Source organism: Chelativorans sp. YIM 93263 (assembly GCF_028767125.1).
GTDB lineage: Bacteria > Pseudomonadota > Alphaproteobacteria > Rhizobiales > Rhizobiaceae > Chelativorans.
This window is the reverse complement of sequence record NZ_JAKCWP010000009.1, coordinates 60290-87002: the sequence shown is the minus strand read 5'-3', so window position 1 is coordinate 87002 and position 26713 is coordinate 60290. Positions and strand designations below refer to the sequence as shown.

Here is a 26713-nt window from a genome sequence, read left to right as displayed (position 1 = left end):
GCGTCTCTCCGCGTGCGCCAGCAGGAGGTTTGCATGGACGATTCCGCTTCGCAGGAAGAGCCGGCCCGATCACCCATGCGCCTCGGCAAGGCTGAATTCATCGGTCTTGCAGCCGGCTTGATGGCGCTCAACGCCATGGCCATCGACATCATGCTGCCTGCCTTGCAGCAGATCGGTGCTGCCTTGAACGTCGCCGATGAAAATCACCGGCAGTTCGTCATTACAGCTTATGTCGTCGGCTTCGGAGGCGCGCAGCTCTTCTACGGCCCCATCAGCGACCGCTTTGGGCGGCGCGGCCCGTTGCTCTTCGGGCTGGTCGTCTACGTCGGAGCCGCGCTGGCGGCGGCGTTCACACCGAGCTTCACCGTTCTTCTGTTACTGCGCTTCCTCCAGGGGGTCGGCGCTGCCGCAACGCGGGTGGTCGCGATTTCTGCTATTCGCGACGTGTTCGGCGGGCGGCAAATGGCCGAAGTCATGTCCATGGTCATGATGGTCTTCATGATCATCCCTGTCATTGCCCCCAGCCTGGGCCAAGCGGTTATGGTCTTTGGAAGCTGGCCGGAGATTTTCGTTCTGATGGCCGCGATGGCTTCCATTGTCACGGTCTGGTCGCTTTTCCGCCTGCCCGAAACTCTTGCCCCGGAAAACAGGCGCATGCTCTCGCTGAAGGTCGTCACCGAGAGCTTTCGCTATGTCGTCACAAACCGCATCGCGTTTTGCTATGCGCTCGCGACGACAGCAATCTTCGGGGCGCTTTTCGGCTTCATCAATTCCGCCCAGCAGATCTACGTCGAAATCTATGACATGGGTGAGTGGTTTCCGCTTCTCTTCGCGATCGGCGCTGGGCTGATGGCACTTTCATCCTTCACCAATTCGCGCCTCGTCGGCCGCCTCGGGATGCGGCGACTCTCGCACGGGGCGCTCATCGGTTTTTGTCTGGTCAATGGTATATGGCTGGCTGTTGCGCTTGCCGGCCCGGTGTCTTTCCCGCTGTTTTTCCTGCTGTTTGCCCTATCTATGTTCCAGTTCGGGTGGATCGGCCCCAACTTCAACTCCATCGCGATGGAGCCGCTCGGGCACGTGGCCGGAACAGCGGCCGCCGTCCTGGGCTTCATGACGACGCTTGGCGGCGGACTGTTCGGAGCAATGATCGGGCAAGCTTTCGACGGAACGCTGACACCGCTTGCCACCGGTTATTTCAGCGTGTCGGTGATCAGTCTCATACTCGTGCTGATCGCCGAACGGGGACGGCTGTTCCAGACAGTCAATCCGCCGAGCTAGGTTCCACTGCTAGAGAAGCGAAATCGAAAAGCTTCCCGTCGAGCAAATGAGAGGGGCGAACATTGGCGAGCGCCCGGATCATCGTGTCCTTTCGGCCCGGCATCCGCTTTTCGATGTCGGCCAGCATGGCTTTCATCGCGTTTCGCTGAAGGCCATCCTGACTGCCGCATAGATCACAGGGGATGATCGGAAAGCGCATCGCTTCGGCAAATTTCGCAAGATCCTCTTCCGCACAGAAACTCAGGGGCCGCAACACCATGACGTCTCCGTCATCATTGACGAGTTTCGGCGGCATCGAAGCCAGACGGCCGCCATGGAAAAGATTCATGAAAAAGGTCTCGAGAATATCGTCGCGATGGTGCCCTAAAACAAGCGCCGAGCACCCCTCCTCCCTGGCGATGCGGTATAGGTGCCCGCGCCGCAAACGCGAGCACAAAGAGCAATAGGTGCGGCTTTCCGGAATCTTTTCCGTCACCACCGAGTAAGTGTCCCGATACTCGATACGGTGCGGCACACCAAGCTTGCTGAGGAATTCCGGCAGGATATGTTTTGGGAAATTCGGCTGCCCCTGATCGAGATTGCAGGCCAGCAGTTCCAAGGGCAGAAGCCCGCGCCATTTCAGATCAAGAAGGATGGCAAGCAGGCCATAAGAGTCCTTGCCACCCGACAGTGCCACGAGCCAACGTTCTCCTGGCGCAACCATCGAATACTCTTCCATGGCCTGGCGCGTCTGGCGCAACAGCCGCTTGCGCAGCTTGTTGAACTCCAGGGAGGATGGAGCATCAGCGAACAGCTGGTGCAAGGCTTCACCCGCCGGCGCTTCGTGGTCAGGCGTTTGATGGATCGTCATCATACCTCCTCATAGCGCCGCCGGAGCCAAAGAAAAAGGCCGCACGAGGCGGCCTTTTTCAAACAATGCGAAATCGATTAGCGCGAGTAGTACTCGATAACCAGGTTCGGCTCCATCTGAACCGCGTAAGGCACGTCGGCTAGCGCCGGCACGCGGATATATGTCGCTACCATCTTGTTGTGGTCGACCTCGATGTACTCCGGCACGTCGCGCTCGGCCAGTTGAACCGACTCGAGCACAATAACGAGCTGCTTGGATTTTTCGCGAACTTCGACCACGTCCCCCGGCTTACAACGGTAGGACGGGATATTCACCCGACGGCCATTCACGTTGACATGGCCGTGGTTGACGAACTGCCGCGCGGCGAAAGGCGTCGGCGCGAACTTGGCCCGATAGACGACGGCATCAAGGCGCGATTCCAGAAGCCCGACGAGGTTCTCCGTCGTCTCGCCCTTCCGGCGGTTGGCTTCTTCATAAAGACGGCGAAACTGCTTCTCGGAAATATCGCCGTAATGGCCCTTCAGCTTCTGCTTGGCGCGGAGCTGCTGACCGAAGTCGGAAAGCTTGCCCTTGCGGCGCTGACCGTGCTGGCCGGGGCCGTATTCACGGCGGTTCACCGGCGACTTCGGCCGGCCCCAGATATTCTCGCCCATGCGGCGATCGAGTTTATACTTAGCAGAATGGCGTTTGCTCATCGCATTCCCTTTCAAACAATTGCACCCGAAACCTCACGTTCCGGGCAAAGGAAACGCGCCCTCCTCTGGCCTCCGTTTTCGAGACCTGACAGGAAATCCGCGCACGCTTCGCGCGATTTCCACGGGACACGTCAAAAAGCGCGACAGCAACTCAGCTATCGCGCTGAGGTGCTACCTATGTGAGGTGTGGCGGAAAGTCAACGCGTTTTCGATAGTATGTCAGCCTTGAATACCGCTCTAAATCTTACTTGGCCAAGGGATCGCGATCGCAGCATGCCAACGCCACGCCTGTTAGATCGACAAACCCAGGTAGATCAATGGGCCGGGCGCTGCGGAACCACGCAACGCCGAGAACCTGGTAGCGAGAAACAGCAGCACCGCCAACGGTGCCCTCCGCTTGGCCGTTTGGGTCAGCATCGGTGGAGGGTACACCCCACATGGCGATGCCGCAGCGGAAGCGATTACTCGCCGCGGGCTATCCGCTCAATTTCTTCGCGTACCAGTCGCTCCACAAGGCGCGGCAGGTTGTTGTCGAGCCACTCCTGAAGCATGGGCCGGAGCATCTCCTCCGCCATTTGGTCAAGGCTTTTGCGCCGGTTTGCCTGCAGGGCCTCGTTGAGTTCCTGAAACGCAGCGGCGACCTGCCGGCCCGAGGCTTCCGAAACGATAGCCTGACTGGTGCCAGTCTCGCCCTTTGTTTCCGTGTTTGCTGCCATGGCGGCGGCAAGACTCTCCTCAGTCTCGGAGGCACGGCGTTCCGGGCGGTCTAGATTGAAGGGACTGGAGCTTGCGAAATTCCCCTGGGGGTGTGCATCGGCCGCAGCGAGGGACTCCATGAGAACGTCGTCGTTAACCCGCGGCTCTCCCATCGGCCAGTCATTGTAGTTTTCCGTGCTCTTCCGGGAAACATGGGACTCCGTGGGGGTCTCCGGCTCGGCACTTTCGGCCGGTGTCTCTGGAACCGGTTTCAACTCGGGGCGGAACGCCTCCGCTTCACCGGAAGGTTCCGCGGAAGGAGCCGCGCTGGCCGGATCAGACTCCGCATCCTTTGCGCCAGTGTCGTTGTCCTCGATGATGCGCCGGATCGACGCCAGGATCTCCTCCATCGAGGGTTCACGCTGTATGCTGCTAGCCTGTGCCATTTTCGCCGCTTTCGCCTTTCCACTACCCCGATTGCCGTTCGCTGATCAGGCAATCAAGACGAATCATGGTGTTAGCGTAACGAAGCGATAGGCGGGTGAGAATCCCCAGATCCGAAAATTATCGCTTTCACACAAGATTACGAATCATTGCGGCGGACGAACTGTAACAATCACACGACTTGGCGTGCTTTGCGCCATTCGCTGAATGCATGCATGCACTCTGGTGCAAGGAGAGGTGAAGCCCCGTACCGAGACAGCATAGAAGCTGGTGCCAACGCTCGGTCAGTCCGCCCACCCAAATGATGTGCAGGTCACCGGCCGCCTGCGCCTTGGCAAGATTCATCGGCTTCGGCCTCGCGCCCGCTTCACATCATTTCTTTCTCGCCTTAGGAGCCCGGCAGTTGAATGCTCCACATTCGATGTCGGGTTGGAAATCGTGAGACGAGAATCGGCTTAGCGGTCAATCAGTCCTGCTGCTACGATCCAACAGTTCCTGATTGCTGCCGTACGAGGCGCTTACCGGCCGTCCGGCGTCCGTAGCCCGAACCACTTGTCCTTGACCGCATTGTAATGCTCCTGAGGATCGTAGGTAGCAACCTGCAGGCCAAGGCGATCGGCCGTAAGACGCCCCATGGCCGAGAGAATCGCGTAGCTCGCGACAACGACGTTGTGCTGCGCGGTTACGAGATCGATCTGCGCCGTGATGACATCAGCCTGCGCGTTAAGGACATCGAGCGTGGTCCGTTGCCCGACATCGCGCTCCTCGATGACACCGCTGAGCGCGAGTTCGGCAGCCTCGACCACCTCCCGGTTCGCCGCTGCCGATTGTCTGGCGGCTTCATACTGCGTCCAGGCAGAAGCTACCGCCTGGCGAACCTGATCGCGGCTGACATCTACATTGATGCGGGCCTGGCCCAGCGACTCCTTGGATTGGCGGACGGTCGCAGAGGCCTGTCCGCCCTGATAGATTGGGACATTAAGACTCAAGCCGACGCGCGCCGAGTTCGTCGTTCCCTCGGTACCAGCTGTAGGAAGCCCACTGTACTGCGTATCCGTACTCTGCACGCTTGCGCTCGCGCTGACATTTGGCAGAAGGCTCCCCTCTGCGGATTTCACCGAAAACGCAGCCGCATCGACCTGATGCTCCCTCGCGGCGATGACCGGGTGTTCCGACAAGGCGATCGCCAAACTCTGGTTAAGGCTCGACGGCAGGAGATTGGTGACCGGATCAGCCATTCTCAAGGATCCGGGATCCTCCCCGACCACCTGCCGATAGGTTGCGGCGCTTGCTTCCGCCTGCGCTCGAGCGGCCGAGAGCTGGGCCAGAGCCGCCTGCTGGCGTGACTCGGCCTGGGCAACATCCGTCCGCGTGCCCTCACCCACTTCAAGGCGCGAACGCGAGGAGCGCACCTGCTCTTCCAAAAATTCCAGGTTCTCAGCCGTCAGCGCAGCAATCCGCCGGTCGCGAATGACGTCCATATAGGCGCTTGCCGCATCAAAAAGCGTATTCAGCTCATCATTGCGTAGGCTTGCCACCGCCGCGCGCACACGCGATTCCGCGGCGCTCACATTGTTGCGCGTCTGGAAACCATCAAAGATCGGCTGTTCCAGAGAAAGCCCGAACTGCCCGGTACGTATCTCGTTCCCGCCCCGGCGCTCCAACTGATATGAGCCTGAAGCAGATATCCGTGGCCGCATGCCAGACTTGGCGATCGCAACATCTTCGTCGGTAACCCGCACGCCGGCGCGCGAGGCATTCAAGCTTGGGTTATTCTGATATGCCTTGGCAAGCGCACCCATTATCGTCTCGGCGCTGACCGAAGCCGGCGCAAAGACAAGGGCTGAAAGCGTCAAAGCTGCCAGTACACGGCTTCGCATAAACTTCACGACCCACCTCACCTTGGTGTAGACACTTCCGTCCCCGTCTTCGCCACAGGGCTACGACCGCGATGCTCAAACCGCTGTCGATTCTGAGTACCGAACGTTACAGCATATCGACGATCAAAACCGTTGCGGATGCGCAACAATCCCCTCCATACGTATCAGAAAACGAAGCCGATCTCCTTCTTGAATCCCGGAAGCGGCTTGACTGCGGCATTGAAGGCCGTGCGCGAGGAGATGATACCATCTTCCTTGAGGTAGAGATGTGCTCTTGCCGCGTTGCCGTGGCCGACAACTGCGACCAGTCGGCCACCTTCCGAAAGCTGATCGAGTAGAGTTTCCGGAATTTCTTCCACCGCACCACCGATGAAGATCACGTCGTACGGCGCTTCGTCCGAATGTCCCTGCTCCAGCGGCCCGGTCACGACGGAAACATTGACGCAATCCAGATCGGAAAGTGTGGATCCGGCAAACTCGGCCAATTGCGGATCGCATTCCAGCGCCACGACGAAGCTGGCGATCTTGGAGAGAACAGCGGTGGAATACCCGGTGGCGCAGCCGATGTCGAGAACGAGGTCCGACGGCTTTACACCCGCGAGCTGGACCAGTTTTCCGAACTGGGCCGGCTCCATGAGATAGCGCGCCGGTTTACCGCCGGCAGGAGCCGAGACCTCCAGATCCTCATCCATATAAGCCAGGCTCTTGCGCCGCCCCGGCACAAACACCTCGCGCGGAACTTCGCGCATTGCCTCGAGAAGCGGCACGCTGTTCACATCCTGCGTACGCAGCTGCCCCTCGATCATCGTGGCGCGCTGCACGGCGAAATCGGCGTTCATCACCTTGGTTCCCGTTAATCGCGCGCCAGGCGCGCATACGACATGGAAGTCCCACCCGACTGTCGAAGGAGGCCAACCCATGACCTGAAGATGTCGGCGGAGGTTTGGCAAAAAATGATACGAGCGTCAATAAAGCAGATGCGCTCGCAGGGCCATGTCAAAAACAGGCTGACGACATTCACGCACCGTAAAATTCGTCCGCAAAGATCGGCAGTTTCGATGGAACATCGCGCAACTCCGGTTGTTTCGTCTGCAGGGCAGCGCCCGAAGAGCTGCGCTTGTGAAGGGCAAAACAACGGACGGAAGCAATGTCTGATTTTTCTAAGCCGAGCATGAGCCGTCGGCAATTGCTGGCCATGATCGGCACCGCGGCCGGAAGTGCGGCCATGTACCAGGCTATGACGACCCTCGGTGTTGCGCAGGAATCCCCTTACCAGGGACCCATCAACCTGGATGGCGATCCAAACGGCGCGTCGGTGCTGATTCTCGGGGCCGGGCTGGCCGGAATGGTCGCCGCCCTGGAACTACGCCAGGCGGGCTACAACGTGCAGGTACTCGAGTATCGCGAAAAGGCCGGCGGTAGAAACTGGACCCTGCGCGGTGGCGACACCTATACCGAGCTCGGCGGCTTCACCCAGAACGTCGAGTTCGACGAGGGCCACTATCTCAATCCTGGCCCCTGGCGCATTCCTTATCACCACCATGCCGTGCTCGATTACTGCAAACGGCTTGGCGTCCGTCTGGAACCCTTCGTCCAGGTGAACCACAACGCTTATCTTCACTCGATGGACGCCTTCGGAGGCGAGCCGCAGCGTTTCCGCCACATCAACAGCGATTTTCGCGGAAACGTCGCCGAACTTCTGTCCAAGGCGGTGAACCAGAACGCTCTTGATGAGGACGTTACGGGCGAGGACCGAGAACTCCTCCTTGAATCGCTGCGGGAATGGGGCGCCCTCGACAGCGACTTACGATATGTCGAGAGCGAGCACACAAGTGAATTCCGCGGTTTCGGGCGCGATCCCGGGGGTGGACTTACGGGCGTTCCAGAGCCGTCCGCCCCGATCGGCACGTCCGATCTTCTAAGTTCACACCTGTGGCAGTACCTGTCCACGGGGAACCTCTACGAGTTCCAGATGCCGATGTTCCAGCCGGTGGGCGGAATGGACATGATCGGTCAGGCTTTCCAGCGGGAACTCGAAGACCTGATCCGCTTCAATACCAAGGTGATCGAGATCAACCAGAGCGAAGACGGGGTGACGGTCACATACACCGATTCGAACGATGAAGGTGAAACCGAAACGGCCACCGCCGACTGGTGCATTTGCACGATCCCCTTCTCCATCCTCAGCCAGATCGAGAACAATTTCTCCGGTCCCATGAACAACGCCATCGCCGCACTGCCTTATGCGGCATCGGTCAAATTCGGGCTCCAGATGCGGCGGCGTTTCTGGGAAGAAGATGAAGCCATTTTCGGTGGCATCAGCTACACGAATCTCCCCATTTCGTTGATCGGCTACCCGTCGACGGATTTCAACAGCGGCGGAAAGGGTGTTCTTCTGGGCGGATACTCCTGGGGGCCGTACGCCTACGAATTCACCTCAATGGCGCCCGAGGAGCGTGTGCGCCTGGCCGTGGAGCAGGGCGCGCGTATCCATCCGCAATACAATGACGAGTTCGAGAACGGGATCGCCGTTGGCTGGCATCGTGTGCCCTGGACGCTTGGTTGCTACGGCGTTTGGACCGAGGAAACGCGCGAGGAGCACTACCCGACAGCGGCCGACTTCGACGGGCGCGTGCTCATGGCCGGCGAACATATTTCATATATCCCCGCCTGGATGGAGGGCGCGATCCTGTCATCGCTCGACGCCATTACACGGCTCCACGAGCGGGTCATGAACGAGTAATTCGAGGAATCTGGCCATGCGATATCCAATGCAACTGGTGTCCATCGGGGCTCTGTTCGCCCTCGGCACCACTATCGGGGCGATTGCGCAGGAGGATTCCGATCCGCAGGCGCAAGAGCAAGCTATGGAGGAACAAGCACCGACGGAGTCCTTCGCCGATCCCGAGCGTTTCGTCTATGAAGACGGTGAGGCCCTCTACCGGTCAGCTTGCCAGGGATGCCACATGCCTGAGGGAGAGGGCGCAGTGGGTGCGGGCGAATACCCTGCCCTGAGCGGCAATCCGATGCTCGAGGACCCGGCCTATCCCGCCTACGTCATCATCCACGGACAACGTGCCATGCCTGCCTTCGGGCAATACTATGACGATGAGCAGGTGGCGGCGCTGGTCAATTTCATCCGGTCCGAACTCGGAAACGATTTTGAGGGAGATGCGACGGCGGAAGACGTGGCTACCTATCGCTGAGCGGCTGTTTCGCCGAAACGATGTCCATCTGCCCGAAGACTTCAAGTCCTTCGGGCAGATGACATTATGGATCATGATCGAGTGAAACGCTGATCTGCCGGTTCACTAACCCGTAGAAATTCAGTTGTTAGAGTCGGAATCCGTGTCCGAGCCGGCGGTCGAGGCGTCCGAATCGCCGCCGGTGCTTGCTGTGGTGTCGCTGCCCGAGATCACACCCAGCACCTTGCGGGTTTCAGGATGGGCGATGATGGCCGTGTCATCGTCGGTTTTTGCAACATGATGGTCCTTGGCGGCGGGAAGTGCATCCGCGGCGGCATTAGGCATCGGTTGCAGTTCTACGTCGTCGGGAACAGTGTCCCCAACCGACGGGTTCATGAAGCTGGACGAGGACTGCGTGGCAAGCCCGCGGAGACTGTCAAAGACGCTCTTCGACTGATCCGACGAAGGATTGATCTGATTTTGCATGCTGCTGTCAGAAGACGTCGTCTGTGCCATCGCAGCGCTCCCGGCGAGAGCAGCGCTACAAACCAAAGTAAGTACCGTAAGACGGGTATGGGAAATAACACGCATTGAAGTTCTCCGCTTGATTACTTGCACCGGCCCGACCATCTACCCGGTCGAACGAGCGCGAGTGTTCCACGGAAGTGCATAAGAATAAAGCTTGCGGTTGTGTTTTTCACCTTAGTGATAAATCGCAGATTGCATTCATGCTTTTCTTTTTAACTTTTCTTGGCGCCTGAATTTCTAGGATTCTTTCTTGCCTTCGGGCACTCGTGAATAAGACACTCGGCGCATCTGCAGTCCGCGAGTCTCCGCGCTATCAATCAGATTCCGAAAAACAGAAACGCGCCCTACTTCGCGAGCAAGGCGGGCGGATGTCACTTCGATACCAAAAGGAAAACTGGCTCCCCGGGCCGGATTCGAACCAGCGACCAACCGGTTAACAGCCGGTTGCTCTACCGCTGAGCTACCGGGGAATACCTGTGCTCGGGCGTGGACGTGCCTATAGCAAAGCACTCTCGGTTTGCAAAGCAAATTTCGGGAATTTTTTCACCATTTGCCAAACAGAGGCTCGCAATTACCGCCGTGCCGATACATATGGGAGATCATTCGCTGCCTTGCAAGCGGCGGCGCTTTCGAGAGCGAATTTCCTGTATGAAACAACGTAGCGACAATGAAACGCCAAATGCGGGCGACAGCCGACCGCGCCCCTCCATCGCCATTGGGCAACGGCGCGTACCCATCCCGCGGACGAGGCTAGTGCGTATACTGAGCGGCAGTTTGCTGGCTCTTCTCGGCCTGTTCGGGTTCCTGCCCATCCTTGGCTTCTGGATGATCCCCGTCGGGCTTCTCATCCTGTCCTATGATATTGCCACGATCCGGCGTCTGCGCCGCCGTCTCGAGGTCTGGTGGCGCCGCAGGCAGAAAAAGACATCCGGCAACAACGCCTGACAGGCCTGCCCTGGTCCGCGTTCACCAGCGGATCACAACCACCTGGTCGTCGCCATGGCCAAGCTCGACGGCCTCCCGGCCGCTGGCCTGTCGACTCTGCGCTTTTGCGTCTTCTACGATCTCCACCGACGCAACGTTCACCGCAAATGCCTCATCAATTTCGGCAACGCAAAGGAGCGTGTCGGGTGGTAGGTCTTTTAATTGTTCCAAAACTTCGCCAACGGTCATAGGGGCCTCCTTCGCAGCCCGAACCATCGGAAACACCCACGGTTCCCACAATCTCGCGATATACGGATGCGGAGCCGGCGGGCGGTGGTCTTCCGATTGCCCTTGACATCCGTCCCTCCTGTCATCACCCTGCACACTTTCACCAGGGGGGTTCCGACAAGGAACTGAGATACTGCTGGTGCCGCAAGGCGCAGCGCAGTGACCCTAAGAACCTGATCCAGTTCATACTGGCGTAGGGACGGTGCAGCGCTTGACCGGACACGTCTCACATATTTCCTTGCATGCAGAAGCCAATATCTTCTGCACGGGTCGGCGCGCTCATTCTTCCCCGGCACAGAACTGGGTCTCCAATGCCGGCAGGGCTTTCCTCGCCTTGCCGAGATACGCAAAGGAGTCTCATGATGGATGCCATCACACCGACGGTGACCGTTGGTCCCCTGCCCGCTTCGCGGAAAATCTATAAACCCGGAAAACTTCATTCCGGCGTCGCCGTGCCGATGCGCGAGATCGCCGTGCACCCCACGGCTGGCGAGCCGCCGGTCAACGTCTATGACCCCTCCGGCCCCTACACCGATCCGTCTGTCGAGATCTCCATCGACCACGGCCTGCCGCGCCTGCGCGAAACCTGGATCGAGGCGCGCGGCGACGTGGAGCGCTATGACGGCCGCCACGTCAAACCGGAAGACAACGGCTTCGTAAGCGGCGAGCGGCTGACCCCAGAGTTCCCCGCGCGCAGCCGCCCATTTCGCGCCAAAGACGGCAAAGCCGTCACGCAGATTGCCTATGCGCGCGCCGGCATCATAACGCCGGAGATGGAGTTCATTGCCATCCGCGAAAATCTCGGCCGCGAAGTGCTGGCAGAGGAGTTGGAACGCGACGGCGAAAGCTTCGGCGCCTCTATCCCGGACCATGTGACCCCGGAATTCGTGCGCGAGGAGGTGGCCCGCGGGCGCGCCATCATCCCGGCCAACATCAACCATCCCGAAACCGAGCCGATGATCATCGGCCGCAACTTCCTCACCAAGATCAACGCCAATATCGGCAATTCCGCCGTTACCTCATCCATGGCCCAGGAGGTGGACAAAATGGTCTGGGCCACGCGCTGGGGTGCGGACACGGTGATGGACCTCTCGACCGGGCGCAACATCCACAACATTCGCGAATGGATCATCCGCAATTCGCCCGTACCCATTGGTACGGTGCCGATCTATCAGGCGCTGGAGAAGGTGAACGGCGTCGCCGAGGACCTCACCTGGGAGGTTTATCGCGACACGCTGATCGAGCAGGCCGAGCAGGGCGTGGACTATTTCACCATTCATGCCGGCGTGCGGCTGCACTACGTCCCGCTGACGGTCGACCGGGTGACCGGCATCGTCTCCCGAGGCGGGTCGATCATGGCCAAATGGTGCCTGCACCACCACAAGGAAAGCTTCCTCTACGAGCATTTTGAGGAGATCTGCGACATCTGCCGAGCCTATGATGTCTCCTTCTCGCTGGGCGACGGCCTGCGCCCCGGCTCCATCGCCGACGCCAACGACGCGGCACAATTTGCTGAATTGGAAACGCTGGGAGAGTTGACCAAGATCGCCTGGGCGAAGGACTGCCAGGTGATGATCGAGGGGCCCGGCCACGTCCCCATGCACAAGATCAAGCACAACATGGACAAGCAGTTGGAAGTCTGTGGCGAGGCGCCGTTCTACACGCTCGGGCCGCTCACGACCGACATCGCACCGGGCTACGACCACATCACCTCCGGCATCGGCGCAGCTATGATCGGCTGGTTTGGCACGGCGATGCTCTGCTACGTGACGCCGAAGGAGCATCTGGGCTTGCCCGACCGCGACGACGTGAAGACCGGCGTCATCACCTACAAGATCGCCGCTCACGCCGCCGATCTCGCCAAGGGGCACCCGGCCGCAAAGATCCGCGACGATGCTCTTTCGCGTGCGCGATTCGAGTTCCGCTGGGAGGATCAGTTCAACCTCTCGCTCGATCCCGAGACGGCGCGCTCCATGCATGACGAGACGTTGCCCAAGGAGGCGCACAAGGTCGCCCATTTCTGCTCAATGTGCGGCCCCAAATTCTGCTCCATGAAGATTTCCCACGACATCCGCGCCGAGGCGCAGAAGGAGGGTATGGAGGCCATGGCGGAGAAATACCGCGAGGGTAGCGGGCTCTATGTGCCGGTGGAGGAGGCTGCCGCGTCGGAGGCCGATTCCTCGGCGAAACCGGGAGAGTGACCGGTGCATGTTCTCATCCGCGGCGCAGGGGTCGCCGGCCTCGCGGTCGCGTACGAGCTTGTCCAGCGCGGCGCGGCGGTGACGGTCGCCGACACGGCGTCCTCCCTGGGGGCAGGTGCCTCGTGGTGCGCGGGCGGGATGCTCGCGCCCTACTGCGAACGCGAGAGCGCGGAGGAGGACGTTATCACCTTGGGAAAAGGTGCGGCCTCATGGTGGGACCGCGTCTTGCCCGGGATCGTGAATTTCAAAGGTACGCTCGTGGTGGCGCCGCCGCGTAATGCGTTCGAGCTTAAGCACTTCGTCGCGCGTACCACTGGGTACGCCGCCGTTTCGGCCGAGGAAATCGCCGCGCTCGAACCCGATCTCGACGGGCGCTTCCAGGCGGGTCTTTTCTTCGCAGAGGAGGCTCACCTTGATCCGCGCGCGGCACTTGAGAAGCTTCAGGTGAAACTCGCCAGCAAGGGCGTACAATTCGCCTTCGGCCCGGCGAATGAGACCGACCACACCTGCTTCGACCGCGTAGTGGACTGCACCGGCATGGCGGCCAAAACCGCCCTACCCCAACTCCGCGGTATACGCGGCGAAATGCTCTATCTGGAGACGCCCGAGATCACGCTTTCCCGGCCCGTGCGCCTCATCCATCCGCGCTTTCCGGTCTATATCGTGCCGCGCGGCAACGGGCGCTTCATGGTCGGCGCTACCATGATCGAGTCGGACGATGAGGGTCCGCCCTCTGCCCGCTCGCTCGTTGAGCTTCTCAACGCTGCCTACGCCTTGCATCCAGCCTTTGCCGAGGCGCGCATTCTCGAGCTTTCCAGCGGCGTTCGCCCGGCGTTCCCGGACAATCTCCCGCGCATCGTCGAGCGCGGCGTTACGGCCTACGTCAACGGCCTTTACCGCCACGGCTTTCTGCTCGCGCCCGCGCTCGCCCGCCAGGCTGCAGAAGTCCTTTATTCAAACGAGGAGGCATCGTTCAATGAAGCTGATCGTCAACGGCGAACCGCTTGAGGCGAGAGCCGATACGCTCGACGGCTTGCTTGCCGAGCTCGGCTACGAGGGCGATTGGTATGCAACCGCCCTCAACAGCGAGTTTGTCCCCGGCCCTCGGCGCACGGAAACACCGCTTGCGGAAGGCGACCGCATCGAAATCGTCACACCCCGGCAAGGAGGATGAAATGCCCTTGACCGTCTATAACACCGAGCTTTCCTCCCGATTGTTGCTCGGCACGGCGCAATATCCATCTCCCGCCATAATGGCAGAGGCGGTGAAGGCTTCCGCAGCAGGCGCCGTGACGGTCTCCTTGCGACGTGAGGGCGCGCGGAGCGGTTCCGGCGGCGACTTCTGGAAGCTCATTCAGGATCTTGGCGTGCACGTTTTGCCGAACACCGCCGGCTGCCATTCGGTCAAGGAGGCGATCACCACGGCTCAGATGGCACGTGAAGTTTTTGGCACAAACTGGGTAAAACTAGAGGTTATCGGCCACCAGGACACGCTCCAACCTGATGTCTTCGGCCTTGTCGAGGCCGCACGCATTCTCTGCGAGGAGGGCTTCGCCGTCTTCCCCTATACGACCGACGATCTCGTGGTGGCTGAGAGACTGATGGAGGCGGGATGCGAGGTGCTCATGCCCTGGTGTGCGCCTATCGGCTCGGCCAAGGGCCCGCTCAACTCAGACGCGCTCCGGGCCATGCGTGCCCACTTTCCCGGCACCCCACTCATCGTGGATGCGGGGCTCGGCCGGCCCTCCCATGCCGCGATGGTCATGGAACTCGGCTTTGACGGTGTGCTGCTCAACACGGCGGTCGCCAAAGCAGGTGACCCCGTCCGCATGGCCGAAGCCTTCGCCAATGCAACAGACGCCGGCCATACGGCCAGCAAAGCGGGCATGCTGGAGCCGCGCGACATGGCAGCCCCCTCCACACCCCTTCTCGGAAGGGCGCTGCTGTCATGAAGCTCGACCCGTTTTATCTGATCGTTCCCGACACGCGCTGGATCGAGCGCCTCGTACCCGTGGGCATAAAGCTCGTCCAGCTTCGCCTGAAGGATATGGAGAAAGAAGCTCTGCGGTTCTCAATTCGCCGGGCGAAACGGATTTGCGCGGAGCAACAATGCCAACTCATCATCAATGATCATTGGCAGCTTGCAATTGAAGAGGGTTGCGATTTCATCCATCTCGGCCAGGAAGACCTGGCTGCCGCCGATCTCGCCGCCATCAAGAAGGCCGATATGAAGCTCGGAATCAGCACGCATGACCATGTAGAACTGGAGACCGCGCTTGCCGCCGACCCCGACTACCTCGCACTCGGTCCGATCTACCCCACCATCCTGAAGAAGATGAAGTGGGCGCCGCAAGGACTCGAACGTCTGCGCGAATGGAGCGAGAAGATTGGTGACCGCCCGCTGGTCGCCATCGGCGGCCTCAACCCGGAACGCCTGTCTGGTGTGTTTGACAACGGCGCCAATAGTGCGGCGGTGGTGACCGACATAACGCTCAATCCCGACCCCGAGGCCCGCGCCCGCGAATGGGTCGCGGCAACTGATCCGTGGCGATGAACGCACCTCATGTACTGATCGTTGCCGGCTCGGATTCCTCCGGCGGCGCGGGCATCGCACGCGACATTGAAACGGTCGGCGCCTTCGGCATGCGGACCTGTCTCGCCGTTACGGCCGTCACCGTCCAGACTCATGACGCGGTGCGGACAGTCGAGACGATGCCCCCTCTCCTTGTCGAAGAGCAGATGCGGGCAGCACTTGAGGCGAACCCTGTCGCTGCCATCAAGATCGGCATGCTGGCGGCGGCGGAAACGGTCGAAGCCGTGGCTGCAGTGCTCCGTGATCATCCTCATATTCCGACGGTGCTGGATCCCGTGCTGGCAGCGTCTTCCGGACGCGCATTGCTGGTGCCGGACGCCATCGCGCGCCTGAAACGTGTTCTGATGCCGCTCCCAGCACTCGTCACGCCCAATCTGCACGAGCTTGCTCTGCTCGCCGGGGAGGAAACAGCGGCTGACAAAGACAACACCATCCGGCAAGGCGAACAGCTTCTTCTGGCCGGCTGCCAGGCACTCTTGCTCAAGGGCGGCCATGCGGCAGGAGACGAGGCAACCGACATTCTCCTGCGCCCCGGCGCGGCAGTGCATCGGTTTTCACTTCCGAAGTTGACCGTCGAAATGCGCGGAACCGGCTGCATTCTCTCAAGCGCGGTAGCATCTCTCCTCGCCCGCGGCGAGAGGCTGGAAAACAGTGTCGCGAAAGCAAAGCGGTTTCTTCACCACAGCATGTCGCGTACTGGGAAATAGCACCTCAGGCCCAACGAACGTTACGGCGTCCGCCGTGCCAGATCTTCCAGATTGGCGATTTCCTCGATGGAGGACGGCACGTGCAGGCTCGACCGTTCGCCCCAGCCGATCTCGGTCGTGTGGTAAACGGTTTTTCCGTTCTCCATCCGCGCCCGTCCGGAGCCGACGAGCGCCAGCGCCATCGGGTAGAGCCGATGCTCTTCCTTCAGCACGCGCTCACGCAAGGTCTCTTCGGTATCATCCGGCAGGATTGGAACGGCGGCTTGAGCGATGACCGGACCATCGTCCATTTCCGAAGTCACGAAGTGGACGGAACAGCCATGGACCCGCATGCCCGATTCCAAGGCACGGGAATGTGTGTCGAGCCCCTTGAAGAGAGGCAGGAGCGAGGGATGGACATTAAGCAGCCGCCCCTGCCATCGCGCGACGAAGTCAACGCTCAGCATCTGCATGAAGCCAGCCAGGCAGATGATCTCGGCCCCTTGTTCCGCCAGCGCTCGCTCAATGGCGGCTTCGTGTGCGCGTTTGTCGTCATAGTCGGAACGCGGAAGAGCGATGGCAGAGATGCCGAGCGTGGCCGCGGCCGCAAGGCCCGGCGCATCCGCCTGGTTGCTGATCACGCCGGTAATTTCCGCCGGATACTCATTCTCCACCGCGGCTTGAATAAGGCTGCGCATATTAGTGCCGCGGCCGGAAATCAGAATCGCGGTTTTCTTTCGTGCAGTCATAGCGCCAACTTCCCCCGATAAATGATCCCGTTTTCCCGCTGTGCAATAATGCGTCCCAGGGAGATTACTTCCTCGCCGGCCTCCTGAAGCAGAGCCGCAACCTGCGCCGCCTGCCCTTCCCCGACGACTACCACCATGCCCACACCGCAGTTGAAAGTGCGCAGCATCTCGGAGGACACGACGCCGCCATCATTCGCCAGCCAGGAAAAGACCGGCGGGACATCGAACGTATCCAGATCGATCTCCGCTGCGATGGCATCCGGGAGGACGCGTGGCAAATTCTCGGTGAGACCGCCACCCGTAATGTGCGCAAGCGCCTTTACTCCATGAGTGGCGGAAATGGCCTGAAGCAGCGGTTTGACGTAGATTCGCGTCGGCTCGAGCATCGCCTCCGCGAGCGACCGGCTGTCATCGAAAGGCGCCTTTTCCTGCCAATCAAATCCGCCCGCTGAAACGATCTTGCGCACCAGTGAAAAACCGTTCGAGTGCAGTCCCGACGACGTCAGGCCGAGAATCACGTCACCTTCGGCAATATCGTCGCTCGGCAGAAGCTGTCCACGTTCGGCCGCGCCAACGGCAAAGCCGGCCAGATCATAGTCGTCTTGCGCGTACATTCCGGGCATTTCCGCTGTTTCGCCGCCGATGAGCGCACAACCGGCCTGTCGGCAGCCCTCGGCAATGCCGGCGACGATCGCCGCACCCTGCTCGGCATCGAGCTTGCCAGTGGCGAAATAGTCGAGGAAGAAAAGCGGCTCCGCGCCCTGCACGACAAGATCGTTCACGCACATGGCCACGAGATCGATGCCGACCGTGTCGTGCTTGCCGGCTTCGATAGCTACCTTCAGTTTTGTTCCCACCCCATCATTGGCCGCCACCAGAATGGGGTCTGAAAACCCCGCGGCCTTGAGGTCGAACAGCCCTCCAAAGCCACCGATCTCCGAGTCGGCGCCCGGCCGGCGGGTAGAGCGGACCAGCGGCTTGATCTTCTCCACGAGCATGTTACCAGCGTCGATATCCACACCCGCATCGGCGTAGCTCAATCCGTTCTTTCGTTCGCTCATCTCGGCCCTCTTACGCTATGGCGCTCTTGGCATGAGGCGCCAAACACTGCAAGCCGCAAAGCCCTCCGGTTGCGGCGCTGCCCGCGTCTTTCCACTTGCAGAGCCCGCTGGAGCCGTCCATCTATGCAGGCTGGGCGCAAGATTTTTGCAGAAAGCCATACGGACGTCACTGTGGAGACAGTTCTTTGACCATTCCGAATTTTATCACGTTAGCGCGCTTTCTGCTTGTCCCAGCTGTCATTTTCGCACTGATGACTGAAGAGGTCGATTGGGCATTCGCAGGCTTTGTCGTCGCTGCCATATCGGACGGATTGGACGGTTTCATTGCGCGGCATTTCGATCAACGCTCCGAACTCGGCGCTTACATCGATCCGATCGCAGACAAACTACTGCTCGTCAGCGTTTTCGTCGTTCTGGGCTATATGCAGCATCTGCCGCTTTGGCTCGTAATCGCCGCGGTGTCGCGCGACGGATTGATTGTCGGCGGCGTGGTGCTGGCCACGATCATGGGGAATCCCGTTGCCATGAAACCGCTGTTTGTCTCGAAGGCCAATACGCTTGTGCAGTTTCTGTTGGCGGCGCTGGTTCTGGCCAGTTTGTCCTTTGCCTTCTCCCTCGGCCCCGTCTATACGGCGCTCATCTTTCTGTCCGCGCTCTTGACCGTGGCTTCCGGCGCGGCCTATCTCGTCAGCTGGATCAAACACATGGGCGGCTATGTCGATACCGGCACCCCACAAGGATGAGGATGAACGTGCGTCCCATCGCAGTGTTATCGCTCGGCAGATTGCCTTCTGGGTTGCCGCGGCCCTCGCACTGATCCTTTTTCTTTACATCTTCAGTTCCATTCTCCTTCCGTTTCTGGCGGGAATGGTGCTTGCCTATTTTCTCGATCCCGTCGCTGACCGGCTGGAGCGACTGGGTCTGTCGCGGCTTGCCGCAAGTATCCTGATCCTCGTCACGTTTCTGCTCATCCTGACCGTCGCCTTGATGATCGTGGTCCCGGTGCTCGGCAACCAGCTTGCCGAGTTCGCACGGCGACTGCCGGAATATGTGTCACGCCTTCAATCGTTGATCACTAACCTCGACCCGCAATGGTTCGAGAGAACGGTCGGGGTGAACACGCAGTCGCTGCAGGAGTGGCTGAACGAACTGCTCAGTCAGAGCACCGGGTTCATTGCCACCTTATTCGGCTCCTTGTGGAGCTCGGGAATGGCGCTCGTCAATCTCGTCAGCCTCCTTATCGTGACCCCGGTCGTGGCATTTTACATGCTGCTCGATTGGGATCGGATGACCGACACCGTCGATAGTTGGATTCCGCGAGACCATCTGGAAACGGTACGCAGCATCGCGCGAGACATCAACGCCGTGACCGCCGGTTTCGTGCGCGGACAGGGAACGCTTTGTCTCATCCTTGGAGCGTTTTACGCGATCGGTCTCACCCTGCTCGGCCTCAATTTCGGGCTCCTCATCGGCTTTTTTGCCGGGTTGATCAGCTTTATTCCCTTTGTCGGTTCGCTGATCGGCCTAATCCTGTCGATCGGTGTCGCCTTCGTACAGTTCTGGCCGGACTGGTACTGGATTGCCGCGGTCGCAATCGTGTTCTTCAGCGGTCAGTTTCTGGAGGGCAATATCCTTCAGCCGCGGCTGATGGGCCGCAGTGTCGGCCTGCATCCGGTGTGGCTGATGTTTTCGCTCTTCGCCTTTGGTTATCTGTTCGGCTTTGTCGGCCTGCTCGTTGCCGTTCCGACAGCCGCCTCGATTGCGGTTCTGGTTCGCTTCGCTCTGGCGCGGTATCTGGCGTCGCCACTTTATAGCGGACAGGTGGAAGAACCGGACTCGGAGGGCGGAAAGTGAAGGCAAGGCACCCCTCACCGCGGCAACTTCCCCTGGACCTGGCGCATGGCGAAGCGCGTTCGCGCGATGACCTCATCGTCACGCCGGCCAATGAACAGGCTGTGACGCTCGTGGAAAGCTGGCCGGACTGGCCCGCTCCGGTCGTTGTCCTGGCAGGCCCGGCCGGCTCCGGAAAGTCGCACCTGGCGGATATCTGGCGGACCGAGAGCGGTGCGTTCAGCGTTCCTGCGGCCCAGACTGACGCCGATGCGTTAGCCGCAGCGGAACACCGGCCAATCCTCGTAGACGATACCGACGATCCGCATCTCGACGAGACAGGGCTGTTTCATCTCATCAATACGGTGAGGTCGAGCGGAACGCATCTGCTTCTGACCGCGCGGCGCTTCCCTGCCGGATGGGGTGTAAGCTTGCCCGATCTCCTCTCGCGGCTGAAAGCCGCGGCGACTGTGGAAATTCAGGAACCCGACGACATGCTGCTCAGCGGCGTCATCGTGAAACTGTTCGCCGACCGCCAGGTGGGCGTCGAGCCGCATGTGGTGCAGTTCATTGTGCGGCGGATGGAACGGTCCCTCTCCACGGCACAAATGCTCGTCGAGCACCTTGACAAGGCTGCGCTCGAGCGCCAGGCGCGCGTCACTCGGGGGCTTGCCTCAGAGATCCTGTCGGCTCTGGAAGAAGGTCGAGAGCACCCGATCTGAAATGGGCAGCGCGACAGTTCCCGATGTTTTCTTTCATCGGAAATTTGCGGTTTTGGGAACCTCTACGTCAATTCTTTGTTGGATAGGACGCCGATGGACACGGCCGAGCAATTAACCGACGGAGATGAATCATGAAAAGCCTTCTTAAGGCCTCAGCAGGCATTGCGGCCCTGATGATGGGGGCCGGCATGGCGACGGCTCAGGACACGAGCCAGACCGGAACACAGCAGATGGCATCCGACATCACCTGCTCCGACATTCTGGCGCTGGACAACGATGAAGCGGAACGCGCGCTTTATTACGTCGCTGGCCTGAATGCCGGCCAGGACCAGGGCATGGGCATGGATACAGCCGCAGCGTCTGGCACTGGCACTGCCACTGGCACCGGCGCTGACACCGGGTTAGACGCTTCGACGGACACCACAGCCAGCGCGGAAGCCGGTGATGATATGTCGATCGAATCGAGCAGCGATACCGCTGCGGCTACGGACACCGGAGCCGATCTCGATACCGATATGGACACCACGGCCAGTGCGGACACGTCCGCGGATGACACGACGGGCGACGGCACAACGACTGCCGCCGAGGCTGAAACTGACACGGATCTGGATACCAGCACTACAGCTGCCACATCGGATGTGGGCACGGACTCCGGAATGGACACGGGAACCACTGCTTCGACCACCGGGTCGCTGAGCGGTATTCTCGGCACGGATGTGGACGTCGAGAGCGTAATGAGCACCTGTCAGGAATCGCCTGACCGTCAGGTCTCGCAGGTTCTGAATGAACAGGGCGGCGCCGCTGGCACCATGCAGTAAGGCTGCTTAAGGCCCCCGAACGCCCGTCGCCTTTGGCGACGGGCTTTTTTATGCGTCGGAAACGCTATTCGTATATCGGCAATGTCGACGTCCAGATGGCCAAGCCGATAATGGCGATCGTGATCCAGAAGAAGCCATTAATGAGCATCCGCACCAAATCCCGGTTCTCCTCTTTCGAGACACCGAGTCTGTCCGAAACCCAGTCTCCGGGCAAAAGAAGCAGCCAGATGAGTGTGTCGAGAATCGCGCGCATCGTTACTCGCTTGTTCTTCAACCGCAATGCGGCGAGAGCCTGAACGGTTCCTGTTCTCTGCCTTGCCTTCTTTTCCCCTCCACCGCAAAGACCCATATACAGTCCCGCGCGGACACTTTGGTCTTGCGCTTCTACCGCCAAGAATATAGGGATTTCAGCGCTTCGGAGCGTAGCGCAGCCTGGTAGCGCATCTGGTTTGGGACCAGAGGGTCGCAGGTTCGAATCCTGCCGCTCCGACCAGAATGGACTTCGCCGCCTCGCGATATAGATGAGGCATGGCGATAAGAATTGAGGATTGGGACGTGTCTGCACGTATCTACAGCCCTTCGCGGACGGCCATGCAATCCGGCACAGCCAAGACCGGGCAATGGATCCTTGAATTCGAACCCGAATCTCCACTCGGTATCGAACCGCTGATGGGATACACGAGTTCGTCCGATACCCGGCGCCAGGTACAGCTCAGGTTCTCCTCCAAGGAGGAAGCCATTGCCTACGCGCAAAAGCACAGTATTCCGCACCGGGTCGAAGAAGAGAAAAAGCCCAAGCGGCGGCAGGTTTCCTACGCCGAAAATTTCCGGTACGACCGTAAAATTCCCTGGACCCATTAGGTCCGGGAACTCGGCCCCGTAGCTCAACTGGATAGAGCAGTGGACTTCTAATCCACAGGTTGCGTGTTCGAGTCACGCCGGGGTCGCCATGTTGTGCCGGATCCGACCGGGAACGGTCGATCAGCCGGCGTAAATCAGGCTTTCCTCAGCCAGACCTTCGTATCGTGAAACGCCGCGCCGCCGAACGGCGCTACGGCGTCCGCCCCCGTCAGCACATTGATGCCTTCGCCGCGTTCATGTGCGCCGTTCGGCCAGATGCCTTCGGCGATCAGGACGCCGGGCCGCGCTACATCCGATAGGTTTGCATGGAGCACCACCTCGCCGCGATGGTTGCCGATCTCGACGCGCTCGCCATCCGCAATTTCCAGGGCAGCCGCATCACTCGGATGAAGCATGAGCTCCGGCCGCCCTTCCCGCTTTCGCGAGCTTGGGGTTTCGGTAAAACTCGAATTGAGAAAATTGCGCGCCGGAGATGTCGCGAGCCGGAAGGGATGCTCCGCATCGGCGGACTCGATGAAATCAACATGATCGGGGAATTCGGGCAGGCGATCGTAAGGTCCGAGGATGCCCATCGATTCCGGTGGGCGGTTCGATCCGTAGGTCCCGGTCCAGTCCGGGCGGAAACGGAACTTTCCGTCTGGATGACCGAAGCCGTTCAGGTAATGCGCCGCCGCGAAATCGGGCTGCACATCCGCCCACCTCTCGTGCCTGAAGCTCTCGAACGTCCCAAGCCCGCGCCGGTCTAGAATCCAATCCACATGCTCGCGCGCCGACATGCCAAATCCGGGCAGATGCGCCACGTCCAGGCGCTTGGCCAGTTCCTCGACGACTTCGATGTTGGGCCGCGCCTCGCCCGGTGCATCGATAAGTTTGGGGCCAAGGAGGATATGCTGATGCCCGCCACCACGATAAATGTCGTCGTGCTCCAGGAACATCGTGGCCGGCAGAACGACATCGGCCAGTTCGGCCGTCTCCGTCATGAACTGCTCGTGCACACAGACGAACAGATCGTCGCGCATGAATCCCTGCCTCACCAGCCGCTGCTCCGGCGCGACATTGGCTGGATTCGTATTCTGGATGAGCATAGCCGTCACAGGTGGGCCGCCATAAAGTGCGGCTTCATCGCCGGTCAGGACCCGGCCGATCTGCGACTGATCGAGCGACCTTATGCCAGGATCGCGAAAGGCATCCCCTTCGATCAATGACTTGTCGAGGCCGAAGATCGCCGAATTCGTGTGGAAAGCACCGCCACCCTCGAACTGCCAGGCGCCGGTAACCGCTGCAATCGAGAGCGCCGCATGCATATTGACAGAGCCGTTCCGATTGCGGGTAAAACCGTAACCAAGCCGGAAAAATGTTCGTTTTGTCGCGCCGACGAGCCGGGCGAACGCCTCGATCTCCGGCGCCGGTATGCCGGTGATCGCCTCGGCCCATTCCGGTGTGCGGCTCTCCAGATGCGCTTCAAGACCCTTTGGATCATCTGTGTATTTCGTGAGATAGTCCCAGTCGGCGAGCTCCTCCCGAAACAGCACGTGCATTACGGCACAGGCCAGTGCGCCGTCCGTACCGGGTCGCACCACGAGACCGATGTCGGCCTGCTTCATGGTCGCGTTATTATAGACGTCGATGACCACAATCTTCGCGCCGCGCTCCTTTCGAGCGCGCACGGCGTGGGTCATTACATTGACCTGCGTGGCGACGACGTTGGTGCCCCAAATTACGATGCAGTCGGACTTGGCTATTTCCCGCGGATCGGGACCGCGCAGGGCACCGGCGCCCATCAAATAGCCCGACCAGGCCGGATTTGTGCAAATCGTGTCGAACTGATTCGAGTAGCGTTTTGCATGGCGCAAGCGATGGATCGAATCGCGCTGAACGAGACCCATCGTGCCGGCATATTGATAAGGACATACGGTCTCGCTGCCGTGCTTTTGCTCCGCCTCCAGAAAAGCTTCGGCTACGCGGTCGAGCGCAGCCTCCCAACTCGCCTCCTTCCAGGCACCCTCTCCTTTGGCGCCGGCGCGTACGAGAGGTTTCAGCAGGCGGTCGGGATGATGTACCCGCTCGGCGTAGCGAGCGACCTTGGCGCAGATCACGCCGGCGGTGTAGCTGTTGTCCTTGGCGCCATGGACACGACCGATGCGGCCATCGACGATCTCCACGTCGAGCGCACAGGTGGAAGGACAATCATGCGGACAGGCTGAATGGCCGATATGGATGCCGGGATGTGTATTCATGACACGCGAAACTAGTCGCTTCCGCCACTAAAGAGTAGAGCCAGATCGAGCAAAAATGCTTACACCATCAATAGCCCTGGATGATTGGTCGGAGGACCACCTCTGAATGAACTATCGTCATGCCTTCCATGCGGGAAACTTCGCCGATGTGGTGAAGCATACGGTGCTTACGCGCATCGTGGTATATCTCAAACGCAAGGACAAAGCCTTCCGTGTCATCGATACCCATGCCGGTGCCGGGATCTACGACCTGTCCTCCGATCAGGCCCAGCGGACCGGCGAGTGGCGAAGCGGCATAGGTCGGCTCATTGAAGCAAAGCTCGACGAGAAAACCCGTAGTCTTTTCATTCCTCTACTGGATAGTGTTGCATCGGTGAACGAATCCGGAGCGAGCAGCCGTTATCCGGGCTCGCCAGCCATCCTGCGGCACCTGCTGCGCAAGCAGGATCGGCTGACCGCGATCGAACTGCATCCGGAGGATGCTGCGCTGCTTCGGCAGGTTTTCGCCGGAGATCATCAGGTGCGCGTGATTGAGTTGGACGGATGGCTCGCGCTCGGCGCGCACGTGCCACCGAAGGAGAAGCGCGGATTGGTGGTGGTCGATCCGCCTTTCGAGAAACCTGGTGAGTTCGACCGGATGTTGGAAAGCCTGAAGAAAGCTCACCGCCGCTGGCCGGGCGGTATCTACGCCTTTTGGTATCCGATCAAGAACCGCACGGCGGTGGCGGCATTCCGTGAAGCCCTGGCACAAAGCGGCATTCCCGACATTCTCGATGTTTCGCTGGAGATTCGCCGCTCCACAGAGGAACGATTCGACGGCTCCGGCATGATCGTCGTCAATCCGCCCTATCTCCTCCGGCAGGAGCTCGATCTATTACTGCCAACTCTGGCTAAAATTCTTGGAGACAACGCTCCCGGCAGCTTTGCAATAGATCAGCTGACGCCCGAGCGTTCCTGATATCTGTTGTGTCTTGACGGGCGCGCTCACCTGCCCGAGACTGCACTTCTCGGATTCAATAATTTTCCAGGAGAAAATAGGATGGCGCGTATCCAGGCTTTCGCCGCAGCTTTGGCAATTGCGCTTTCAACCGTGCCCATGCACTCGGAGCAGGCGCAGGCCGCGGACTTCATTGCGAAGAAAGTCGTGCCCCAGGATGGTATCTGCGCTCACAAGAGCGTGCGCGGCGCCATTAGGAGCCGTTTCCGGCATCAGGTCACGCACGTGCCGCATTTGCCGAACGTCGATATTGTCGACTTTTACGGGGCGCGCCTCACACGCTACGAGCCGGCAACGCCGAACAGCCCGATCGAGCGGCGTTACTGCGCGGCCACCGCCCTCCTTTCCAGTGGAGACAACCGCCCGATCTGGTACCTGATCGAATACGGCCAGGGCTTTGCCGGGATAGGAGACAATGTAGAGTTCTGCGTGTCCGGCTTTGACCGTTGGAATGTTTATGATGCCGCGTGCCGTGTCTTGCGTTAGGCAGGTCTGAGGCGCTGATGCGCGCCCTTGTCGCCCTTGCTGCCCTACTGCCGTTCATCACCTCTGCCATGGCAGGCGAACGTGGTGCGGAGCCGGGCAACTTTGACTTCTATGTTCTTTCGTTGTCGTGGTCGCCCAGCTATTGCGCGGCCGAAGGCTCTGATGCGAATCCGCGCCAATGCGGTGCTCAAGCGCGTCCTTACGCATTTATCGTTCACGGCCTGTGGCCACAGTATGAGAACAGCTATCCCGAATTCTGCCCGACCCACCAGCCGGACCGTGTACCCGACAGGCTGGTGCATGAATATCTCGACATCGTGCCCTCCGCCGGACTGATCGGCCACCAATGGCGCAAGCACGGCTCCTGCTCGGGGCTGACGCAGGCTGATTATCTCGCGCTTTTGCGCAAGGCACGGGAAGTGGTCGAAATCCCCTCCCCGTATATGCGACTGACCGATGCAACACGGGTCGCGCCGGAGAATGTGGAAACACAGTTCATCGATGCCAATCCCGGCCTTCCGGAGGACGGCGTGACGGTGACGTGCGACCGCCGCTTCCTTCGCGAGGTGCGCATTTGCATGACGCGTGACCTGGAGTTCCGCTCTTGCGAGGAGGTCGATCGTAACGCCTGCCGACGATCGACGGCACTCATGCCGGCGGTGCGTAGCCAATAAAAAAGCCGGGCACGAGGCCCGGCTTTA

General features: G+C 60.2%; 29 protein-coding genes, 3 tRNA genes, 1 pseudogene and 1 riboswitch. Of the genes and pseudogenes, 20 read left to right on the top strand and 13 right to left on the bottom strand.

Annotated features, from left to right (window positions below; all coding sequences use genetic code 11):
• The first annotated feature begins 33 nt into the window (after nucleotides 1-33).
• Nucleotides 34-1281 (top strand): multidrug effflux MFS transporter, encoded by a 1248-nt coding sequence (locus tag LY631_RS17235; protein ID WP_274426829.1) that lies wholly within the window; start codon nucleotides 34-36, stop codon nucleotides 1279-1281.
• Here LY631_RS17235 and ttcA read toward each other — a convergent pair.
• The 5 genes from ttcA to LY631_RS17210 form a co-directional block, all read right to left on the bottom strand.
• Nucleotides 1265-2131, bottom strand: a complete 867-nt coding sequence (gene ttcA / locus LY631_RS17230; RefSeq protein ID WP_274426828.1) for a tRNA 2-thiocytidine(32) synthetase TtcA — start codon at nucleotides 2129-2131, stop codon at nucleotides 1265-1267. The two genes, LY631_RS17235 and ttcA, sit on opposite strands and share 17 nt — an antisense overlap.
• 77 nt (nucleotides 2132-2208) lie before the next feature.
• A complete protein-coding gene (gene rpsD, locus LY631_RS17225) occupies nucleotides 2209-2826 on the bottom strand; it encodes a 30S ribosomal protein S4 (protein ID WP_274426827.1) in 618 nt (205 codons plus the stop codon).
• Nucleotides 2827-3287: 461 nt separating this feature from the next.
• Nucleotides 3288-3968, bottom strand: a complete 681-nt coding sequence (locus LY631_RS17220) for a PopZ family protein (protein WP_274426826.1) — start codon at nucleotides 3966-3968, stop codon at nucleotides 3288-3290.
• A 516-nt stretch (nucleotides 3969-4484) separates the two neighbouring features.
• Complete coding sequence (locus LY631_RS17215; protein WP_445082904.1) at nucleotides 4485-5855, bottom strand: TolC family outer membrane protein; 1371 nt, start codon at nucleotides 5853-5855, stop codon at nucleotides 4485-4487.
• Between the two features lie 155 nt (nucleotides 5856-6010).
• Nucleotides 6011-6685 (bottom strand): protein-L-isoaspartate O-methyltransferase family protein, encoded by a 675-nt coding sequence (locus LY631_RS17210; RefSeq protein WP_274426825.1) that lies wholly within the window; start codon nucleotides 6683-6685, stop codon nucleotides 6011-6013.
• Between the two features lie 308 nt (nucleotides 6686-6993).
• Here LY631_RS17210 and LY631_RS17205 point away from each other — a divergent pair, with 308 nt between their 5' ends.
• Nucleotides 6994-8589: an FAD-dependent oxidoreductase gene (locus LY631_RS17205; protein ID WP_274426824.1), complete on the top strand. Its 1596-nt coding sequence runs from the start codon at nucleotides 6994-6996 to the stop codon at nucleotides 8587-8589.
• A gap of 16 nt (nucleotides 8590-8605) precedes the next feature.
• Complete coding sequence (locus tag LY631_RS17200) at nucleotides 8606-9052, top strand: c-type cytochrome (protein WP_274426823.1); 447 nt, start codon at nucleotides 8606-8608, stop codon at nucleotides 9050-9052.
• A 120-nt stretch (nucleotides 9053-9172) separates the two neighbouring features.
• On the opposite strand, the gene LY631_RS17195 is transcribed toward LY631_RS17200, so the two are convergent.
• Nucleotides 9173-9547 carry a hypothetical protein gene (locus LY631_RS17195; RefSeq protein WP_274426822.1) on the bottom strand — a complete coding sequence of 125 codons (375 nt, stop codon included), beginning with the start codon at nucleotides 9545-9547 and terminating at the stop codon, nucleotides 9173-9175.
• Nucleotides 9548-9954: 407 nt separating this feature from the next.
• A tRNA-Asn gene (locus LY631_RS17190) sits at nucleotides 9955-10029 on the bottom strand.
• A gap of 178 nt (nucleotides 10030-10207) precedes the next feature.
• Here LY631_RS17190 and LY631_RS17185 point away from each other — a divergent pair.
• The gene (locus tag LY631_RS17185) at nucleotides 10208-10504 is read left to right on the top strand and encodes a hypothetical protein (protein WP_274426821.1); all 297 of its coding nucleotides are present in this window, start codon (nucleotides 10208-10210) and stop codon (nucleotides 10502-10504) included.
• 21 nt (nucleotides 10505-10525) lie between these two features.
• Here the strand turns inward: LY631_RS17185 and LY631_RS17180 are convergent, their stop codons facing one another.
• Complete coding sequence (locus tag LY631_RS17180) at nucleotides 10526-10732, bottom strand: sugar phosphorylase (RefSeq protein WP_274426820.1); 207 nt, start codon at nucleotides 10730-10732, stop codon at nucleotides 10526-10528.
• Between the two features lie 134 nt (nucleotides 10733-10866).
• Nucleotides 10867-10989: riboswitch (TPP riboswitch) on the top strand.
• A 144-nt stretch (nucleotides 10990-11133) separates the two neighbouring features.
• On the opposite strand from LY631_RS17180, the gene thiC reads away from it, so the two are divergent.
• Genes thiC through LY631_RS17150 form a run of 6 tightly spaced genes read left to right on the top strand, consistent with a single transcriptional unit; the run spans nucleotide 11134 to nucleotide 16272 of the window.
• Entirely contained in the window at nucleotides 11134-12972 is a 1839-nt protein-coding gene (gene thiC / locus LY631_RS17175) for a phosphomethylpyrimidine synthase ThiC (protein WP_274426908.1), read from the top strand.
• A gap of 3 nt (nucleotides 12973-12975) precedes the next feature.
• Nucleotides 12976-13980 (top strand): glycine oxidase ThiO, encoded by a 1005-nt coding sequence (gene thiO / locus LY631_RS17170; protein ID WP_274426819.1) that lies wholly within the window; start codon nucleotides 12976-12978, stop codon nucleotides 13978-13980.
• Nucleotides 13949-14146: a sulfur carrier protein ThiS gene (thiS, locus tag LY631_RS17165; protein ID WP_274426818.1), complete on the top strand. Its 198-nt coding sequence runs from the start codon at nucleotides 13949-13951 to the stop codon at nucleotides 14144-14146. Before thiO ends, thiS begins: the two co-directional genes overlap by 32 nt.
• Before the next feature lies 1 nt (nucleotide 14147).
• Nucleotides 14148-14924 (top strand): thiazole synthase, encoded by a 777-nt coding sequence (locus tag LY631_RS17160; RefSeq protein WP_274426817.1) that lies wholly within the window; start codon nucleotides 14148-14150, stop codon nucleotides 14922-14924.
• Nucleotides 14921-15526 carry a thiamine phosphate synthase gene (locus LY631_RS17155; RefSeq protein ID WP_274426816.1) on the top strand — a complete coding sequence of 202 codons (606 nt, stop codon included), beginning with the start codon at nucleotides 14921-14923 and terminating at the stop codon, nucleotides 15524-15526. The genes LY631_RS17160 and LY631_RS17155 overlap by 4 nt, the downstream gene beginning before the upstream one ends.
• A complete protein-coding gene (locus LY631_RS17150; RefSeq protein ID WP_274426815.1) occupies nucleotides 15523-16272 on the top strand; it encodes a hydroxymethylpyrimidine/phosphomethylpyrimidine kinase in 750 nt (249 codons plus the stop codon). The genes LY631_RS17155 and LY631_RS17150 overlap by 4 nt, the downstream gene beginning before the upstream one ends.
• A 20-nt stretch (nucleotides 16273-16292) precedes the next feature.
• Here the strand turns inward: LY631_RS17150 and purN are convergent, their stop codons facing one another.
• The gene (gene purN, locus LY631_RS17145; RefSeq protein ID WP_274426814.1) at nucleotides 16293-17000 is read right to left on the bottom strand and encodes a phosphoribosylglycinamide formyltransferase; all 708 of its coding nucleotides are present in this window, start codon (nucleotides 16998-17000) and stop codon (nucleotides 16293-16295) included.
• Nucleotides 16997-18061, bottom strand: coding sequence for a phosphoribosylformylglycinamidine cyclo-ligase (gene purM, locus LY631_RS17140; RefSeq protein WP_274426813.1), 1065 nt, complete (start codon nucleotides 18059-18061; stop codon nucleotides 16997-16999). The genes purN and purM overlap by 4 nt, the downstream gene beginning before the upstream one ends.
• A gap of 185 nt (nucleotides 18062-18246) precedes the next feature.
• On the opposite strand from purM, the gene LY631_RS17135 reads away from it, so the two are divergent.
• Genes LY631_RS17135 through hdaA form a run of 3 tightly spaced genes read left to right on the top strand, consistent with a single transcriptional unit; the run spans nucleotide 18247 to nucleotide 20613 of the window.
• The gene (locus tag LY631_RS17135) at nucleotides 18247-18804 is read left to right on the top strand and encodes a CDP-alcohol phosphatidyltransferase family protein (protein ID WP_274426812.1); all 558 of its coding nucleotides are present in this window, start codon (nucleotides 18247-18249) and stop codon (nucleotides 18802-18804) included.
• The gene (locus LY631_RS17130; protein ID WP_274426811.1) at nucleotides 18776-19915 is read left to right on the top strand and encodes an AI-2E family transporter; all 1140 of its coding nucleotides are present in this window, start codon (nucleotides 18776-18778) and stop codon (nucleotides 19913-19915) included. The genes LY631_RS17135 and LY631_RS17130 overlap by 29 nt, the downstream gene beginning before the upstream one ends.
• The gene (gene hdaA / locus LY631_RS17125; protein ID WP_274426810.1) at nucleotides 19912-20613 is read left to right on the top strand and encodes a DnaA regulatory inactivator HdaA; all 702 of its coding nucleotides are present in this window, start codon (nucleotides 19912-19914) and stop codon (nucleotides 20611-20613) included. Before LY631_RS17130 ends, hdaA begins: the two co-directional genes overlap by 4 nt.
• Nucleotides 20614-20675: 62 nt before the next feature.
• On the opposite strand, the pseudogene LY631_RS20530 reads toward hdaA, so the two are convergent.
• Nucleotides 20676-20738, bottom strand: a pseudogene (locus LY631_RS20530) (hypothetical protein); the annotation flags it as partial.
• Nucleotides 20739-20744: 6 nt separating this feature from the next.
• Here LY631_RS20530 and LY631_RS17120 point away from each other — a divergent pair.
• Nucleotides 20745-21431 carry an HdeA/HdeB family chaperone gene (locus LY631_RS17120; RefSeq protein WP_274426809.1) on the top strand — a complete coding sequence of 229 codons (687 nt, stop codon included), beginning with the start codon at nucleotides 20745-20747 and terminating at the stop codon, nucleotides 21429-21431.
• Nucleotides 21432-21495: 64 nt separating this feature from the next.
• Here LY631_RS17120 and LY631_RS17115 read toward each other — a convergent pair whose 3' ends face one another.
• The gene (locus tag LY631_RS17115; protein ID WP_274426808.1) at nucleotides 21496-21684 is read right to left on the bottom strand and encodes a hypothetical protein; all 189 of its coding nucleotides are present in this window, start codon (nucleotides 21682-21684) and stop codon (nucleotides 21496-21498) included.
• Between the two features lie 163 nt (nucleotides 21685-21847).
• On the opposite strand from LY631_RS17115, the gene LY631_RS17110 reads away from it, so the two are divergent.
• The 3 genes from LY631_RS17110 to LY631_RS17100 all read left to right on the top strand — a co-directional run bounded on the left by LY631_RS17110 (nucleotide 21848) and on the right by LY631_RS17100 (nucleotide 22381).
• Nucleotides 21848-21924, top strand: a tRNA-Pro gene (locus LY631_RS17110).
• A 62-nt stretch (nucleotides 21925-21986) separates the two neighbouring features.
• Nucleotides 21987-22292, top strand: coding sequence for an ETC complex I subunit (locus tag LY631_RS17105; protein ID WP_274426807.1), 306 nt, complete (start codon nucleotides 21987-21989; stop codon nucleotides 22290-22292).
• 12 nt (nucleotides 22293-22304) lie between these two features.
• Nucleotides 22305-22381, top strand: a tRNA-Arg gene (locus LY631_RS17100).
• Nucleotides 22382-22426: 45 nt separating this feature from the next.
• Here the strand turns inward: LY631_RS17100 and LY631_RS17095 are convergent.
• A complete protein-coding gene (locus LY631_RS17095) occupies nucleotides 22427-24529 on the bottom strand; it encodes a molybdopterin-containing oxidoreductase family protein (protein WP_274426806.1) in 2103 nt (700 codons plus the stop codon).
• Between the two features lie 106 nt (nucleotides 24530-24635).
• Here LY631_RS17095 and LY631_RS17090 point away from each other — a divergent pair, with 106 nt between their 5' ends.
• From LY631_RS17090 to LY631_RS17080, 3 genes are all read left to right on the top strand, one after another.
• Entirely contained in the window at nucleotides 24636-25487 is an 852-nt protein-coding gene (locus LY631_RS17090) for a 23S rRNA (adenine(2030)-N(6))-methyltransferase RlmJ (RefSeq protein ID WP_274426805.1), read from the top strand.
• Nucleotides 25488-25568: 81 nt separating this feature from the next.
• Nucleotides 25569-26012 (top strand): hypothetical protein, encoded by a 444-nt coding sequence (locus LY631_RS17085; RefSeq protein ID WP_274426804.1) that lies wholly within the window; start codon nucleotides 25569-25571, stop codon nucleotides 26010-26012.
• 17 nt (nucleotides 26013-26029) lie between these two features.
• Nucleotides 26030-26686: a ribonuclease T2 gene (locus tag LY631_RS17080; RefSeq protein ID WP_274426803.1), complete on the top strand. Its 657-nt coding sequence runs from the start codon at nucleotides 26030-26032 to the stop codon at nucleotides 26684-26686.
• Nucleotides 26687-26713 lie beyond the last annotated feature (27 nt).

Excerpts from the sequence above, each read along its gene's own strand:
- purN (WP_274426814.1), bottom strand. The coding sequence starts at position 17,000 with ATGACTGCACGAAAGAAAACCGCGATTCTGATTTCCGGCCGCGGCACT.
- rpsD (WP_274426827.1), bottom strand. The coding sequence starts at position 2,826 with ATGAGCAAACGCCATTCTGCTAAGTATAAACTCGATCGCCGCATGGGC.
- LY631_RS17095 (WP_274426806.1), bottom strand. The coding sequence starts at position 24,529 with ATGAATACACATCCCGGCATCCATATCGGCCATTCAGCCTGTCCGCAT.
- LY631_RS17205 (WP_274426824.1), top strand. The coding sequence starts at position 6,994 with ATGTCTGATTTTTCTAAGCCGAGCATGAGCCGTCGGCAATTGCTGGCC.
- thiC (WP_274426908.1), top strand. The coding sequence starts at position 11,134 with ATGGATGCCATCACACCGACGGTGACCGTTGGTCCCCTGCCCGCTTCG.
- LY631_RS17080 (WP_274426803.1), top strand. The coding sequence starts at position 26,030 with ATGCGCGCCCTTGTCGCCCTTGCTGCCCTACTGCCGTTCATCACCTCT.
- LY631_RS17185 (WP_274426821.1), top strand. The coding sequence starts at position 10,208 with ATGAAACAACGTAGCGACAATGAAACGCCAAATGCGGGCGACAGCCGA.
- LY631_RS17180 (WP_274426820.1), bottom strand. The coding sequence starts at position 10,732 with ATGACCGTTGGCGAAGTTTTGGAACAATTAAAAGACCTACCACCCGAC.
- thiS (WP_274426818.1), top strand. The coding sequence starts at position 13,949 with ATGAAGCTGATCGTCAACGGCGAACCGCTTGAGGCGAGAGCCGATACG.
- LY631_RS17155 (WP_274426816.1), top strand. The coding sequence starts at position 14,921 with ATGAAGCTCGACCCGTTTTATCTGATCGTTCCCGACACGCGCTGGATC.
- ttcA (WP_274426828.1), bottom strand. The coding sequence starts at position 2,131 with ATGACGATCCATCAAACGCCTGACCACGAAGCGCCGGCGGGTGAAGCC.
- purM (WP_274426813.1), bottom strand. The coding sequence starts at position 18,061 with ATGAGCGAACGAAAGAACGGATTGAGCTACGCCGATGCGGGTGTGGAT.
- LY631_RS17085 (WP_274426804.1), top strand. The coding sequence starts at position 25,569 with ATGGCGCGTATCCAGGCTTTCGCCGCAGCTTTGGCAATTGCGCTTTCA.
- LY631_RS17130 (WP_274426811.1), top strand. The coding sequence starts at position 18,776 with ATGTCGATACCGGCACCCCACAAGGATGAGGATGAACGTGCGTCCCAT.
- LY631_RS17195 (WP_274426822.1), bottom strand. The coding sequence starts at position 9,547 with ATGGCACAGACGACGTCTTCTGACAGCAGCATGCAAAATCAGATCAAT.
- LY631_RS17120 (WP_274426809.1), top strand. The coding sequence starts at position 20,745 with ATGAAAAGCCTTCTTAAGGCCTCAGCAGGCATTGCGGCCCTGATGATG.
- LY631_RS17090 (WP_274426805.1), top strand. The coding sequence starts at position 24,636 with ATGAACTATCGTCATGCCTTCCATGCGGGAAACTTCGCCGATGTGGTG.
- LY631_RS17115 (WP_274426808.1), bottom strand. The coding sequence starts at position 21,684 with ATGCGCGCGATTCTCGACACACTCATCTGGCTGCTTCTTTTGCCCGGA.
- LY631_RS17200 (WP_274426823.1), top strand. The coding sequence starts at position 8,606 with ATGCGATATCCAATGCAACTGGTGTCCATCGGGGCTCTGTTCGCCCTC.
- LY631_RS17220 (WP_274426826.1), bottom strand. The coding sequence starts at position 3,968 with ATGGCACAGGCTAGCAGCATACAGCGTGAACCCTCGATGGAGGAGATC.
- LY631_RS17235 (WP_274426829.1), top strand. The coding sequence starts at position 34 with ATGGACGATTCCGCTTCGCAGGAAGAGCCGGCCCGATCACCCATGCGC.
- LY631_RS17210 (WP_274426825.1), bottom strand. The coding sequence starts at position 6,685 with ATGAACGCCGATTTCGCCGTGCAGCGCGCCACGATGATCGAGGGGCAG.
- LY631_RS17160 (WP_274426817.1), top strand. The coding sequence starts at position 14,148 with ATGCCCTTGACCGTCTATAACACCGAGCTTTCCTCCCGATTGTTGCTC.
- LY631_RS17150 (WP_274426815.1), top strand. The coding sequence starts at position 15,523 with ATGAACGCACCTCATGTACTGATCGTTGCCGGCTCGGATTCCTCCGGC.